We start from the raw sequence: 13,305 nt of genomic DNA, 5'->3' as shown, positions 1-13,305 counted from the left end.
ATCCTGCGCAGGGGTCAGGGAAAAGGGGTCAGGCGGCTTCGGACAGGCATCGCTGCAATACCTGAGAATACGTGTCCTGACCCTGAGCGCCGGTCAGCATGTACTTGCCCCCAAACACCATAGCCGGAACACCTGAAATACCCCGGCTTGTCCAGAATTGCTGCTTTTCTCGCACGGCAGCCGCGTGGGTGCCGCCAGCCAGTGCGTCCCGTGCCGCGTCAGGGTTCAAACCTGCCGCTCGCACTACCTGCATCAATACATCAATGTCCGAGACATCCTGCTGTTGCGTGAAATAGGCATCAAACAAAGCCAGTTTCAGCGGATGCTGACGCCCCTCATGTTCTGCCCAATCCAGCAATTGGTGTGCGGCAAATGTATTCACGATCCGGCTGTCATCGTTGAAGTTGAAGGTAAACCCAAGCTCAGCCCCCAGCGCTGTCAGCCGTTCGCGTACCTGCTGGCTTTGTTCACGTGTCGAGCCGTATTTTTCGACAATATGCTCTCTCAGGTTCTGACCTTCCGGCGGCATGGCGGGGTTCAGCTCAAACGGATGCCACCGAAGACGGGCAAGCACACCTGTTTGTTGCAAAGCAAGATCAAGCTGACGAAATCCCACAATACACCATGGGCATACCACATCCGAAATGATGTCGATCTGAACAACGGGACGGGGATCGGATGTTGTCATCGAGAGCTCCTGCGCGGGAATCCTGTAGTCGGTTTGGTTGATTAGATAAGCAGAGGGCAGGGGATTTCAAACAGGTGTCTTTTGCCTCTTCACAACGTCTTCATCAGCGTCTATACGCCCTCTACCAAGTCACTGGCAGTGCGGTCGTGGCGGAATTGGTAGACGCGCAGCGTTGAGGTCGCTGTGGGGTAACACCCGTGGAAGTTCGAGTCTTCTCGACCGCACCAAAAATCCTATTAAAGTAATGCAAAATTACCCTAAAAGTGAGGCGGATTTAGGCTGCCTTAGATTGCGTCCCGCGCTTGGCAAAATATGCTTGCTGGCCATGTAGCGCCTTACGTCTGTGAAATAACTGGTCTAGCGGATCGTTGAGGCAGTTTTTCGCAAGCCGAAGGTCACCTGAGCATATCCGAATTCTGGATGTGGCCAAAGTCACCACGGAACGACCGCTTAATCGAAGATCTCATTACCACCAGCTTTGCATCACCCAAACATGTTCACCCAGCGGATCAGCATTGGCGCAAGGCAAATCAACAACAAAACGGGCATCATGCACATGGCCATAACGGCGGACATTTGCACTGGAAGGCGGTTTGCCTTTTCCTGAGCACGTAGTTCGCGATCAAGCCTCATGTCAGTCGCAAACCTGCGCAACGATGCGGATATGCTGGTGCCATACTGGTTGGATTGCAAAAACGCGTTGGCAAATGAACTCAACTCGTCGATTCCGACCCGATCGGCCATGTCAAGAAAGGCGGCCTGTCGTTCCTTGCCCGCCTGCAATTCCAGCTGAAGAATTGAGAACTCCTGCGAAATCTCGGGCGCCGCACTTGCCATCTCATGTGACACACGGATCATCGCTGCATCAAAACCCAGACCGGCCTCAATTGCCACCTGCAGCAGATCGAGTGCGTTTGGCAGGCTGTGTTCAATTGCCTGGCGGCGTTTCTTTATGCGAAGGCGCAACCAGATTGCGGGTCCATAGAAGCCCGAGACCATCAAAACCGTTACGATCTGCAATGTGTTCATCCAAGTAACACCCTGCAATATGCCGGCGATCCCCAATTGAACCTGGGTTTCTATTGGCAGCGCCATGGCTGCGACAAACGTGGCCGGCAGGACAAATCCCAAAATCACTCGACAGCTGTAGTATGTGCGAATGGCGTGCTTTCGTTGAATGCCAGCCTGTCTTAGAAGCTTGCCAATCTTGGAACGTTCGTTCTTCGACGACGGAACGAACGCCTTGAGAAGCCCGTGCGGATCACTGTTGTCGCCTTGAATGAGGTCAAAATCCTGACCGTGCCCACTTGAAACTGACCCTCCACGCATGCGCTGCGCCGCAGTGTTGTCGGCTTCGGTTAACCCGGACAGGCCCATGACAACAAAGAACACGCTAAGGGCAATTCCTACGAGCAAAAAGAACTGCGGCGAGAGGCTTTGCTCACTCAGAAACTCTTGAATAATATCCATATCATCAGCCCTTTTTTTAGAACTTGAACTTAACCAAGCGGTTCAAGATGAGCCCCTGAGCAATTGTCAGGCCTACAATCACGCAGGCGAAATAGGGAAACAGTGGGTCATTGCGAACGTCGCCGTAGAAGGTAGGCGTGGAAATTTCGATCGATAGGTAGATAATTATCGGCAAGATCGTGAGGATTAGGCTGCTCAGACGCCCTTCAGCGGAAATCGCCTTGATTTTCTTCTGCATTGTGTGCCGGTCCCTGATGGTCTGGGACAGGATGGTCAGAACCCGCGCAAGGTTGCCGCCGGTTCCATGCTGAATGCCAATACTCACGGCAAGGTACTTTGCGTCCTCGGTGCCAACGCGTTGCGCAAAGTCGTGAAAGGCAGTCGCGACATCATCGCCGTAATTGATCTGATCTTTGATGATGCCAAATTCCGTGCCGATTGGATCCGGCAAGTCCGTTGCGACGTTTCCAACCGTAACAGCAACCGGATGACCAACCTTCAATCCCCGGGCCATCAAATCCAGAGCGTCCGGCAGTTGTTTTGTCAGCTTCTTCGATCGAGCGTTCTTCATGGCGACCAGCACGATAAACGGCCCAACGAGACCGAGAACCGCGCTCAGTAGGGCTGCCAATTCCTGGACGAGAAACCGGGACGCGCCTGCGAAGGTCAACAAGGCTAAGAACACGACTGCGAGGGCAGCCCATATCGGGCTAATCGTTAACCCCGCTTGAACGAGCAAACGGCGAAAACGAACTATTGGACCGGCTTTTTCTCCGGCGGCGAGCATCGCGGGATCCCGAAGGACTTGCAGTACTTGATCACTTGAGGCTCCGTCCTGAATCATCTTCATGCGCCGGTTCCTGGCTTCGCTTTGGGTTTCCCTGCGAAGCAGAAGCTGGTGCAGACCCTCGTAAACCAGCAGAATGCCCAGAAAAATCGCGATGTAGATCAGAATGTTCAGTGTATTTGGTTGCAGATCAATCATGACGTCATTGCCCCGCGAATAAACATATCGCTATCCACATCAATGCCCGCGGCAACCAGTTGGTCGAAGCATTTTGGGCGAATGCCGGTCGGCAGGAACTCTCCCAATACATCCCCGTTTTCAGACTTTCCGCGACGTTTGAAGACAAAGATGTCCTGCATGGTGATCGTGTCGTCCTCCATGCCGGTGATTTCCGAAATGCTGACGACCCTGCGTGTGCCATCGCTGAGGCGGCTCAGTTGCAACACGATTTGGATGGCCGAAGCGATTTGAGACCGGATGGTCTTGATGGGCAATTCTGCCCCCAACATAGTCACCATCTGTTCCACCCGACTGAGCGCATCACGCGCTGAGTTTGCGTGAACGGTCGTCATCGACCCGTCATGGCCGGTGTTCATGGCCTGAAGCATGTCAAAACATTCAGCCCCACGAACTTCCCCGACAATGATGCGATCCGGCCGCATCCTGAGCGCATTGCGCACCAGATCGCGTTGAGTGATCACGCCCTGGCCCTCCGAGTTTGGGGGGCGGGTTTCCAGACGAACCACATGGCTTTGTTGCAGCTGAAGTTCGGCGGCGTCCTCGATTGTTACGATACGCTGATTGCCGTCGATAAAGGATGAAACGGCGTTCAGCATCGTTGTTTTGCCGGAACCGGTGCCACCGGAAATCAGGATGTTCAACCTTGCTTCGACCAGCGCCTCCAGAAGCTTGGCAGCTTGGCCGTTCATGCTTTCTCGCTGAACGAGCTTGTCGATCGTCAAAGGATTGCGCGAGAATTTGCGGATCGACAGCGCAGGCCCGTCCACGGAACACGGGCGAATGATTGCGTTGACACGGCTGCCGTCTTCCAGGCGCGCATCGACCCATGGCTGGGATTCATCAATGCGACGACCGACTTTGCTGACGATCTTGTCAATTATCCGAAGCAGATGGCGTTCATCGCGAAAGCGCGCCGTCGATTCTTCTAACAAACCAAAGCGTTCCACGTAGACTTGATCATATGAGTTGACCAGAATGTCGTTGACCGTCGGGTCTTCCAGAAGTGGTTCCAGCGGACCCAGCCCCATAACTTCGTGAATCAACTCGTCGACCAGTGATGTGAAAGCCTCGGACCGCAAATGAAGGTTTTCCGCCTCGATCAGGCCTGTCACCAACGATGCGATCTGACGTTTCAGCTCCGACCGCTCAACCTTGTCGATCACGGACAAGTTTAGCCGGTCAAGAAGTTCGCCGTGCAAACGGCTTTTGAGCTCCAGATGCGCTTGCAGATCAACGTCCACGGGTTCCGGAATCACCTTGGGCCTGGGCACTTCGATTGGCTGCTCAAGGACCAAGACATTCGAATTGGATGCAGCCTTGCGTGATCTATACTCATTGAACACGGTGATCTCCTTTTTTAAGTCGTTTTTGTCGCCACGGGCCGAACGTCTTCAGACATCGCGCCAGCAAGTTTTGTCAGGGCTTTGCCAAGGTCGGATCCTGGCTTCATGTCCACGATGGGACGCCCAAGATCGACTGAGTTGCGGGCGACCTTGTGGTTCTCGGGCAGCCAGTGTTTCAGCTTGGTTTTCAGGACTTTCTCTGCCTCGCGAACGTGCCCCGGCTTGAGCAGAGTCTTAGGTTCGCGGTTCACAATAACCTCGACCGGAAGAGAGACATTGGCTTCGCGGTAGAAATCAATCAAACGTCGCGCTTGGCGCACGCATGGCACGGTTGTGTCAGTAACCAGCGCAAGCTGGGTCGCACGCTTGAAAATGGGTTCGACCCATTCGACAACGGCACAGGGCAGGTCGATGACAATATAGTCGTAACGACGTTGAAGCAGATCAAGCATACCTTCGAGAAGGTTCGTATGTATCGACTGAAGCGGAACCAAAGGGGCAGGCGCGCAGAGCACGTCGATGCCGAGTTTGTGGCTCTGAAGGATCGATGACAGGAAATGGTCATCGGGCTCATCCGAGTTTTCGATGAACTGAAGGCACCCTCCGTTGTCTTCGAGATCCAGAAACACGTTTGCGTTTCCGAATTGCAGATCGAAGTCCAAAAGTGCGACGCGTTTTTTCTCAGTCTTCCGAAACAAGGAGCCCTTGCTGCCCACCAGCGAGCACGCAAGGTTCACCGCAACAGTAGACGCGCCGATACCGCCACGGGATTTTGCAACCGGGATAACCCGACCCAGAGCAGACAGACCGTTCCTGGTCGGAAGCTGCGGAACGGTGCGCGATATGGTTCTTTCACTGACCGCAGCTTTCAATCCCTCGCCATCGATCGACAAGGGAAGCACTTCGTCGATACCAATTTTCCGCAGTTCACGGGCTTTGGTGATCGAAAGATCATTCTGCGTCAGCGCCACGAACAAGGTGTCATCATCGCGATGCGTCAGCAGTTCTTCGACGGCTTGTACCTCGCCCGAGTCATCCGGGTCGATTTCAAATATCACCACGTCATGCTTGAACGCCATTTCGCGGGCGGTTCCGTTCAGTGTTTTGAACGAGCCAGCCAATTCAGAAACCTTGTTTTCTCTGACAGCGGGAAACGCGTTTGCGACCGCCTGCGCGATTGTTTCTCCTGCTGACAGAAGCATGACCGATTGTGACTTGAGATCTGAAACGTGTTTACTCATTACCCTGACTCTCCTAATGCAAGGTCTTCAGCAGGCAGCGAGACGCTGAAATTGGAATAGCCGGCTGTCGAAGAGATTGTGCTGCTTGTCGCACCCGCGGCGTTGGCCAAAGCGGCCAGAGGCGACACGAACTGAAAATCACTCAGGTTCAGTTCAACAGTGACCATGGGTGTGTAAGGGCCGCCCAGGAAACCCAGATTGGAATTGAAATCATAGGAAAATTGCAGTGCGCTGATGGTTGTGCCCGGTGGCAGAAGCGGACTGACGCGATCCCAGATTTCCGACGCAGTGGCGTTGGTGGCGATACCTGAACACGCCGGGGTCATGGGATCGGCGCATATGCCGACCGAGGCACTGCATGAGGTGCCGAAACGAGGTTGGAGTGCAGATGTTCCTCGCGTGTGGGTTTGCGGAACGCCAGCACACGCAGGTGGACGCACCACGGCGATACGAGCGGCCAACTGCGCTGCTTTTTGTGCGTTCACTCCACTGTACGAAAGCCTGCCAAAATCCAACAGTGCAAGGAACAGGAAAGAAAACAACGACACGACCAGAGCAAATTCGACCAGAACGCCACCATGCTGCTCTTGCAGGAATGAGCGACCGCTCTGTCGCAAACGCGCGTGGATATCCAGCAGGCGTCTCATTGGCCAAAAATCCGCGATGTATCAGCGACGTCCGTGGTCACCGATGTCGCACCGCTGCCGAACAGCGTCAGGATGCCGCCCAGCGGAAACTGAATGGTGATATTGGCACTCACCTGGCCAACAGGGGCGGGGTTCATTCGATAGGTGCCGGACACGCAAGACAGGCTTGGCGTCACGGAATTGACCGTCACGCTGGACGGAAACAGGTTATTTCCGTTGATGTCCTGCTCAACAATGCTTTTCAAAGTCGTGGTCAGCCCCGCAACAGAGCCACCGGATGTGCAGATATCTGCAGGTGTAACTCGCGACAAGTAGCGGCTGGCATCGCGCACACCGGCAATAACCGACTGGTACGACCACATAAGGCGCGCCGACTCCAGAGTTACGGCCAATAGAAGCAACATGACCGGCATAACAAGGCCGAACTCGACAAGGATTGCGCCGTCGTCGTTCCTGGCGAAACGTTTGAAAGGAAATCTGTGCCTCATACTCATGAACGTGCGCCTTTAACGATACAACTGTACGACGTCGCGGAAGATGCCACCGAAGCCATTACCGCCGCTCCCAACACCGGTGACATCCGGGAAGCCGACGACCTCGCCGTGAATGTCAAAACTGGGTGGCGAGCTGCCATCATCGCCCACCGGTTCCGTCAGGAAGACGGCAACGAATTTTGTTACGGGAACCCCGGTCGTCGAACCGGAAACAGGGCTTTGTGCGCAATCAACGCCGGCCGCTGTTACAACGCGCCGCGCCGGGTCATTCGACATTTGGCTTGAACACATTGGGCGGCCGGTTTCGGCAAGCGAAGGATCAAGGATGGCGTTTGCGTTTGGCGCTGCGTAAGGGTTTGTATTTCCGTAGGCAATTTCCCGAAGATACATCCCGTATCGCGTGCCCGCGAATACTGAATTCGACCCTGACAACAGGGGCAGGTGAGCGTCACTGCCAACACCGTCTGCCAGCCCATCGGCCAGATCGTGGTTCTGGTTCAGGTAGCCGGCCCGATCCCAGTTGCCATCGCCGAAACGGTTGTTTCCGCCGCAGGTGCCCGCCGCCATGCACAGGTCGCGACCAAGTCCGGTTGTGTCGGGTGTCGGTTGTTCGTTGCCTTGAATGCAAGCGCCGCCACCGTTCTTTTCAATGCCCTTGATCACGTTCGGCGCCGGCGCGAAATCTATGTTGTTTTTCTCGCCATTGAGAACAGAGCGGTAGATGTCAAAACGCACGTTGAATGCCGCGTTTGTGATGCCGACTTTCTGCCCTGGTTCCGTGTCCAGCCCGTTGGTGAGAATGCACTGAGTGATCTGGCTTTGCGCCGCGATGAGGCACGCCAGTTTGTTGCCACCTTCGTCTGCACACACACCCGAGGTGTCCTGGAAATTTGCCAGATCGATGAAGCCAAAATTACCGGGCCCCCAGGCAGTACCGTTGCCGCCACTGCGAAGCAGGATTTGATCGCCGACTGTCAGAGTGGACTCCCAATTCGGCGGAAGGCAGAACATCAGAGGTGAAATATCGCACGCGGCTTTCGAGTATCCGGCCACCGCTTCGGCCGAAACGCTGGCCGCCGAGAAACCGCTCCCTCCAAGCATTTTGTCCAGTGCGGAAGCAAGGCTCATGCTCAGCGATTTCGGTGTTAACACGACGTGCGCGAACTTTGCTTGACGCGGGTCTGTAGTGAGGTCCGCGCCGAGCGGCGTAAGATCTGAAGCAGGAAGCGCGGAGTGGAACGAGAGCGTATAGTCAGATGAACCTGAAAGCGCGGCGCTACCATTCGCAAATGTCTGACTGTCACTAATCAGATTTGCCGCCGCATTTGTGGCCCGCGAAATCGCATTAGGTTGTCCGTCCAGCTCAGCGGCCGCAGCCAGAGCCACATTGTCCGCAAACGACTGAAGCTCGGCATGGGTAGAGTTCAACCGGCCAACATCCAGAGTGATCGCAAAGAAGCCGAGGAAAGCGACCAAGGCGGTGCCCCACAGGATTGCCACCGTACCACGGTCATCCTTGATGAAATCGGATATGAAAGCAGCTACTCGCATGGCAGGGCTTACTGGCTGGGTGCCTGGCTGATTTTTATCGTTCGAGCGCGAGGTTTGACCTGCGGCGTCGCGACCGCCGGGGCAAGCTGAGCATCTTTCTGGGGGGGCGTTTCCAGTTCGGTGACAGGCTCGGCGTCTGTTCTCTCTTCCGCTTCGTTGAGCTGCCTTTGGATGGTTACAACCTCGGTCTCGGTTCCCCGACGTACCGTTACAGTTGGTTGAGCTTCGACTTTCTCCACCGGGCCTTCTTCCTGCAGAAGATCGCGCAGGCGAACCATTTCCATGGGTTCATCTTCAACATTGTCCAGTGTTCTGAGCGTCAGACTCAGTGTTCCGGCCTTTTGAGCCAGCGCCAGACGTTGTCCCTGCTGTGGGGTGACCTCAACGGTTATCGTCCGGGCGATCTCAGGTTGATCGCTGAGTTCCTCTGACTGCTGATCCACGCCAATCACGCGGATGTTCTGTAAGATGGTCACCGCGCGAAGTTCCTGCTTCGCGCCTTGTGTCAGGACGATGTCTACATGATCGCCCGGCGTGACAAATCCGCCAACCGCAGTCACGGCATCGACCTCGATCGCCATGGCGCGCGTGTTTTCTCCAAGTTTCTGAACCAGCGTGACTTTTTCACCAAAGTTCGAAACCTTTGAAAGAAGCATCACTTCGCCGGGGTAGAACCGCCCTTTGGCGCGGCGCAATTGGCGGCGGTTGTCGGGAACAAGAACGTCGATTTCCGTGAAAACTCCGGCCGGAAGTGCTTCGCGCGGCCAGGGGTGGATCGTAACGTTGTGAGCTTCGATCGTTTGGCCAAATGCGATCTCCGATCTGGCCACATAAATTTCGACTAAATCTGCATCAGGCGATACGCTTGCCGTGTTGGCCTTGAACTGAATATGGTCTTTCGCCAGGTAAACGGAACCGGAAGCTATCGCAATTCCAAACAGCGTAGAAATGATTGGTCTGATACGCATATCTCTCTCCAAAAGTCTCGCACTCAAATACGGAACTTCGGTTTTCCTGTTTTTGCGAAATTCCTGGCGGTAAATTCTGCGCCGCCAAACTTGAGTGAGGGCGCAGAATTCTTTGATGTTCTGACCTGGTTTCGGTCAGCAGGTTGCACTGCCCAAAGCAGCACAGGCACCAGTCACGTTTGTATTGGTGGTAGTGCCCAGATACGAAAATGCACCGACTGCAATCGAGGCGACCACCAAAAGGGCCAGTCCGTACTCAACAATTGCCGCACCGCTTTCGTTCTTGGCAAACTTCTTCACAAATTTGATCATTATTTCCCCCAAAAGGTTAAGTTAGTTTCAACGCTCCACAGTAATGCAGCGCAAGCCAGGCAAAAAATGCTTTAGCTTGGAATCAGAATAGGGGCGTGGGAAACAGCATCCTTCCCTCAAAGGTAAATATATTACACGCAAAGGATGTAAGTTGTATGTTGCTATCACTTAAAGGATTAAAAGAATTAACCCAGCATTAACAGGGTGTTAAAGCGCGAAAGAATCATCTCGGCTGTCAACAATGGCTCGGCCAAGGCTGCAATTGTAATCAATTTGATAGCCAGTTTTGGGGTGTGGAAATTTTTCTCTGGAGGGAGCTTGGTAGTTGAGAATATGCAGATATTTGAAAAAAATTTATAAATATGAATGAGTTATAGTAATTTGCTTGTGGCCCGTTTGAACGCGGATGTGCGAGCTGCGCGGTGAAATCGGTTGCTCATGGATTACGTGTAGAACAAATTTGTCGTCCAGGTTCGAACGTGTTTGGTTCGACGATTTTTTGATCTAGTTGGGTTGTGGGGTATGAGTGTCAGTTTTGTTAAGAGCACCCACGCGAAGGACAGTTTCAACTTCGTGATGGAGTGGACACAGGCCGTAAATAACAATGGCTCTATTCTAAATGCAGCAAATTTTTTAATGCGTCTGCTAAATGCCGATGCGCTTTTAATTGTCAGGGTTTCGAAAACTGGTTGGAAAGTTAAGCACATTGCACGGTGTTGCATCCAACAGGGGAAGATATGGCCGTCGCAACCTCAAACCCAAGCGGAATTGGTTTTCGGGGATTGCATCTCAAATGCAAAGCCGGGATCTATCTGGAAATTAACGGACATGATGCTATCCGGTGCGGCACCAATGTCTCGCTATCAATATCATAAACCTGAAGGGTTGGTCGAAGTCATTGTGGTTCCGCTTGAGACAACCGCGTCACATATCGACTACATTGAATTGCACTACAGTGTCAGCCCTCTGGGACCCGATCTGGATTTGTTAGCTGTTTTGACTTCAACTCTTTCGTCTGGATGGAAGAACCGTTTGCCTGGTGCGATTTCTGCAAAGTCCGAGCAGCCCCGCAGCCATCGTCTGTCCGAAGACAGCGGCGGCGACTATGTCCCGATCCTTGATCCTCAGAACCCGGCGGCGCTCAGCAGATGCGAGTTCCGGGTTTGTGCGATGATGAGGGAAGGAATGACGGTAAAGCTAATCTCGGAAACTCTTTCGGTTGGCCCCGCAACTGTTCGTTCACACCTCAGTTCAATATTCTCTAAAACCGGAACGTCCAATCAGGTCGAACTATTGCACCTTTTAAATCGGAACGCCCAAGCTGGAAGAAAGCTCAAGGGTTTTGCTTGTTGACAAGGCGAGTTTGTTACTGGTGTTCGAAGTGTCTTGGCTGACGAAAGTGGGGTCGGCGTGTGAATTGCTCAGACTTTTGCCTGAAGAAACAAACTCTTTTACGTGATGGTGAACTGAACTCAAATCGGGTCATGTGAGTGACGAGGGACCCGGCGCTTTCCTTAATTGTCGATGACGTGGAGCGATAGCGTAAGGCTGCCCTGTCGTCGTACAGACGTTCCGGTCTGGCCTAGAGTACCGTCAGGCCCGGTTTTCAAATGCTGCGTCGATTCTGTTGGCCTCGGCTTCTTCGCGCATCTATTCACGCTCTGATGTGCGATCTATTGCCCATGGCAAGGACGCCGGCCCATTGCATTTTGTTTTTGGGATTTCGCAAGTGAGACTTTGGGGTAAGGACCCAGCCCGATTTTGATCCGCTACCGTCGAGAGGTTGCCCGTGTCCCCGCTTGCTATTGCTCTGGCCCTTCAAGCACAATAGGCCGTCACCGTTCTGTAGTATCGTGCCGTTCTTCGTGTTCTTGATATGTGCTGCTGATTGCTATGCCATCCAGGCCCCCATCTTGTGGGAGGTTGGTTGCTACATGTTGACCCAATCCGAGACGGTCGGCATCCGCAAAACACACCGCAGCAAAGTGGTAAGGGTTACTTGCAACATTTAGCGGGGGTAACATGGTGCCTCTCGATCGCACCACTTTTTCAACAAAAATAGATAAGTTACAATAACTAACGTTCATTTGCGCTGTTGCGGACCAACCTGTAGCCACCCTACAGTTTCTCCATCTGAAAAATACCCGGTTTAGGCTTTATTTGACAGGCAATCTGGTCAAATAGGAACCTTCTCTGTGTTCTGGTGCGACGATCAAAGAGACTTCGTCGCACTCGCGAAATGATGTGTATCCGGAAGCCTGAAAGACTGGTGTTGACCGCAACTCTCGGTTATGGGCAACGGGCATCGCGAAACCTACAAACCAAGCAGTACTTACTGAGGCGAAAATGGAGCACTCCGGTCAAAAGAACATTGATATCGAGACCCTTCGAGGGATTTCGATATTTTTGGTCCTGATCGCGCACCTGCCCTTTCTGATGCCTTGGACGCAGCTTACCTATGACTATACCTCTCGACTGCAGTTCGGTGCTGGCGTTGATCTGTTTTTCGTAATCAGCGGGTACGTAATCTCACTTTCCATTTTTAAAGAACTGGAAACCGGAAAATACTCGGCCAAGGAGTTGTTGCTTCGATTTTGGATCAGAAGGTTTTTCCGCCTAATTCCTGCGGCGGCAATCGTCGTTTTGGTGACATTCGCCTCGGTTGTTCTTTTGTCCGGGTCAGACTTCTACACACAGTATGGCGGCATCGAGCATACAGGATACGCGGCTTTTGCCGCCTTGACCCAATGGCTGAACCTTTGGGGGTTTGTGCAGATTGAAAATGGGCAACCAATCTCTCTGCTTGCGCATTTTTGGAGCTTGTCGCTGGAGGAACAGTTCTACTTTTTTTGGCCCATATTGGTTGTTGTGGTGCTGCGCAAGCAACGTCTGGTTTTTGGGTGTGCGATTTTTCTGGCCATATTTTCCTTTTTGCAGCGGACGGATGTTTACGATTTGGCATGGTGGTTTCGGCTGGACGGCGTGATCTGGGGATGCTTTCTCTATCTCACAGTCCCTGTGCTAAAGGCACGCTATCAAATCCCGCGCAACAGGGTCGTGGCTGTTTTGACCACGGGACTTGGTTTGCTAATGGCCTTGGGAAGCCCTGCTGTATTCGGACCCGGACCATTTGCCAGCACGCTCACAAGCATCGGGTGCGCGCTGTGCGTGTTCACGGCAATAATTAATGAGCGAGCTTTGCAATTCGCCGGATGGCCAGTCCGGGCAGTGAACTATATGGGGTCCCGATCCTATACAATTTACTTGTGGCACATCTTGATATTCTCGCTGGTCAAAGTGATGTGGGTTGAACTTTATCCCGGCGTTGAAAGCAGTTTTTCCGTTCCTATCGCGGTTCTGGTCATGCTTTGCGTTGCTCCGTTTGGATTGATCATTGAATTCAGTTTTAACACCGTTGAAGCGCGAACCCGCGAATTCGGGCGCAACGTGGCGGCTTTGCTGGTGCCGGGTCAGACACACCAATCCCCACGCGGCATTGAGACTTCGGTTCAAGGCGTGCGTTAGCGCAAAGTACACCGAGCAACAATCTGAAGGCTTTCACCT

The 13,305-nt window shown here is 53.3% G+C and carries 12 protein-coding genes and 1 tRNA gene; 3 read left to right on the top strand and 10 right to left on the bottom strand.

Annotated features, from left to right (window positions below):
- Positions 1 to 28: 28 nt before the first annotated feature.
- Positions 29 to 688, bottom strand: a complete 660-nt coding sequence (locus tag ACR1XU_RS05050; protein WP_480907133.1) for a DsbA family oxidoreductase — start codon at positions 686 to 688, stop codon at positions 29 to 31.
- Between the two features lie 140 nt (positions 689 to 828).
- Between ACR1XU_RS05050 and ACR1XU_RS05045 the strand changes: the two genes are divergently transcribed.
- Positions 829 to 915 (top strand) — tRNA-Leu (locus ACR1XU_RS05045).
- Between the two features lie 256 nt (positions 916 to 1,171).
- Here the strand turns inward: ACR1XU_RS05045 and ACR1XU_RS05040 are convergent.
- From ACR1XU_RS05040 to ACR1XU_RS05000, 9 genes are all read right to left on the bottom strand, one after another.
- On the bottom strand, positions 1,172 to 2,158 hold the full coding sequence (locus tag ACR1XU_RS05040) for a type II secretion system F family protein (RefSeq protein ID WP_480907131.1): 987 nt from the start codon (positions 2,156 to 2,158) through the stop codon (positions 1,172 to 1,174).
- Between the two features lie 16 nt (positions 2,159 to 2,174).
- Positions 2,175 to 3,143, bottom strand: coding sequence for a type II secretion system F family protein (locus ACR1XU_RS05035; RefSeq protein WP_170616076.1), 969 nt, complete (start codon positions 3,141 to 3,143; stop codon positions 2,175 to 2,177).
- Entirely contained in the window at positions 3,140 to 4,528 is a 1,389-nt protein-coding gene (locus ACR1XU_RS05030; RefSeq protein ID WP_480440180.1) for a TadA family conjugal transfer-associated ATPase, read from the bottom strand. Before ACR1XU_RS05030 ends, ACR1XU_RS05035 begins: the two co-directional genes overlap by 4 nt.
- Positions 4,529 to 4,542: 14 nt before the next feature.
- On the bottom strand, positions 4,543 to 5,769 hold the full coding sequence (locus tag ACR1XU_RS05025; RefSeq protein ID WP_480907129.1) for a CpaE/TadZ family protein: 1,227 nt from the start codon (positions 5,767 to 5,769) through the stop codon (positions 4,543 to 4,545).
- Positions 5,769 to 6,416 (bottom strand): TadE/TadG family type IV pilus assembly protein, encoded by a 648-nt coding sequence (locus ACR1XU_RS05020; protein WP_170616080.1) that lies wholly within the window; start codon positions 6,414 to 6,416, stop codon positions 5,769 to 5,771. The genes ACR1XU_RS05025 and ACR1XU_RS05020 overlap by 1 nt, the downstream gene beginning before the upstream one ends.
- Positions 6,413 to 6,910, bottom strand: a complete 498-nt coding sequence (locus tag ACR1XU_RS05015; protein WP_170616082.1) for a TadE/TadG family type IV pilus assembly protein — start codon at positions 6,908 to 6,910, stop codon at positions 6,413 to 6,415. Before ACR1XU_RS05015 ends, ACR1XU_RS05020 begins: the two co-directional genes overlap by 4 nt.
- Before the next feature lie 12 nt (positions 6,911 to 6,922).
- Positions 6,923 to 8,461, bottom strand: coding sequence for a TadE/TadG family type IV pilus assembly protein (locus ACR1XU_RS05010; RefSeq protein WP_480915588.1), 1,539 nt, complete (start codon positions 8,459 to 8,461; stop codon positions 6,923 to 6,925).
- 8 nt (positions 8,462 to 8,469) lie between these two features.
- Positions 8,470 to 9,429 (bottom strand): Flp pilus assembly protein CpaB, encoded by a 960-nt coding sequence (gene cpaB / locus ACR1XU_RS05005; protein WP_170616087.1) that lies wholly within the window; start codon positions 9,427 to 9,429, stop codon positions 8,470 to 8,472.
- Between the two features lie 135 nt (positions 9,430 to 9,564).
- Positions 9,565 to 9,741: a Flp family type IVb pilin gene (locus ACR1XU_RS05000; RefSeq protein ID WP_170616089.1), complete on the bottom strand. Its 177-nt coding sequence runs from the start codon at positions 9,739 to 9,741 to the stop codon at positions 9,565 to 9,567.
- A 522-nt stretch (positions 9,742 to 10,263) separates the two neighbouring features.
- On the opposite strand from ACR1XU_RS05000, the gene ACR1XU_RS04995 reads away from it, so the two are divergent.
- Both ACR1XU_RS04995 and ACR1XU_RS04990 read left to right on the top strand, forming a co-directional pair.
- Positions 10,264 to 11,094: a helix-turn-helix transcriptional regulator gene (locus tag ACR1XU_RS04995; RefSeq protein ID WP_480907782.1), complete on the top strand. Its 831-nt coding sequence runs from the start codon at positions 10,264 to 10,266 to the stop codon at positions 11,092 to 11,094.
- A gap of 993 nt (positions 11,095 to 12,087) precedes the next feature.
- Positions 12,088 to 13,266 carry an acyltransferase family protein gene (locus tag ACR1XU_RS04990; protein WP_480907780.1) on the top strand — a complete coding sequence of 393 codons (1,179 nt, stop codon included), beginning with the start codon at positions 12,088 to 12,090 and terminating at the stop codon, positions 13,264 to 13,266.
- Positions 13,267 to 13,305 lie beyond the last annotated feature (39 nt).

This window comes from Ruegeria sp. D1(2025), from assembly GCF_056536425.1.
Note: the sequence above shows the minus strand (reverse complement) of the source record. Positions and strands in the feature narration are given on the sequence as shown.

What these genes read in the sequence shown, in the direction of transcription:
- ACR1XU_RS05050 (WP_480907133.1), bottom strand. Translation starts at nt 688, where the DNA reads ATGACAACATCCGATCCCCGTCCCGTTGTTCAGATCGACATCATTTCG.
- ACR1XU_RS05040 (WP_480907131.1), bottom strand. Translation starts at nt 2,158, where the DNA reads ATGGATATTATTCAAGAGTTTCTGAGTGAGCAAAGCCTCTCGCCGCAG.
- ACR1XU_RS05035 (WP_170616076.1), bottom strand. Translation starts at nt 3,143, where the DNA reads ATGATTGATCTGCAACCAAATACACTGAACATTCTGATCTACATCGCG.
- ACR1XU_RS05025 (WP_480907129.1), bottom strand. Translation starts at nt 5,769, where the DNA reads ATGAGTAAACACGTTTCAGATCTCAAGTCACAATCGGTCATGCTTCTG.
- ACR1XU_RS05020 (WP_170616080.1), bottom strand. Translation starts at nt 6,416, where the DNA reads ATGAGACGCCTGCTGGATATCCACGCGCGTTTGCGACAGAGCGGTCGC.
- ACR1XU_RS05015 (WP_170616082.1), bottom strand. Translation starts at nt 6,910, where the DNA reads ATGAGTATGAGGCACAGATTTCCTTTCAAACGTTTCGCCAGGAACGAC.
- ACR1XU_RS05010 (WP_480915588.1), bottom strand. Translation starts at nt 8,461, where the DNA reads ATGCGAGTAGCTGCTTTCATATCCGATTTCATCAAGGATGACCGTGGT.
- cpaB (WP_170616087.1), bottom strand. Translation starts at nt 9,429, where the DNA reads ATGCGTATCAGACCAATCATTTCTACGCTGTTTGGAATTGCGATAGCT.
- ACR1XU_RS05000 (WP_170616089.1), bottom strand. Translation starts at nt 9,741, where the DNA reads ATGATCAAATTTGTGAAGAAGTTTGCCAAGAACGAAAGCGGTGCGGCA.
- ACR1XU_RS04995 (WP_480907782.1), top strand. Translation starts at nt 10,264, where the DNA reads ATGAGTGTCAGTTTTGTTAAGAGCACCCACGCGAAGGACAGTTTCAAC.
- ACR1XU_RS04990 (WP_480907780.1), top strand. Translation starts at nt 12,088, where the DNA reads ATGGAGCACTCCGGTCAAAAGAACATTGATATCGAGACCCTTCGAGGG.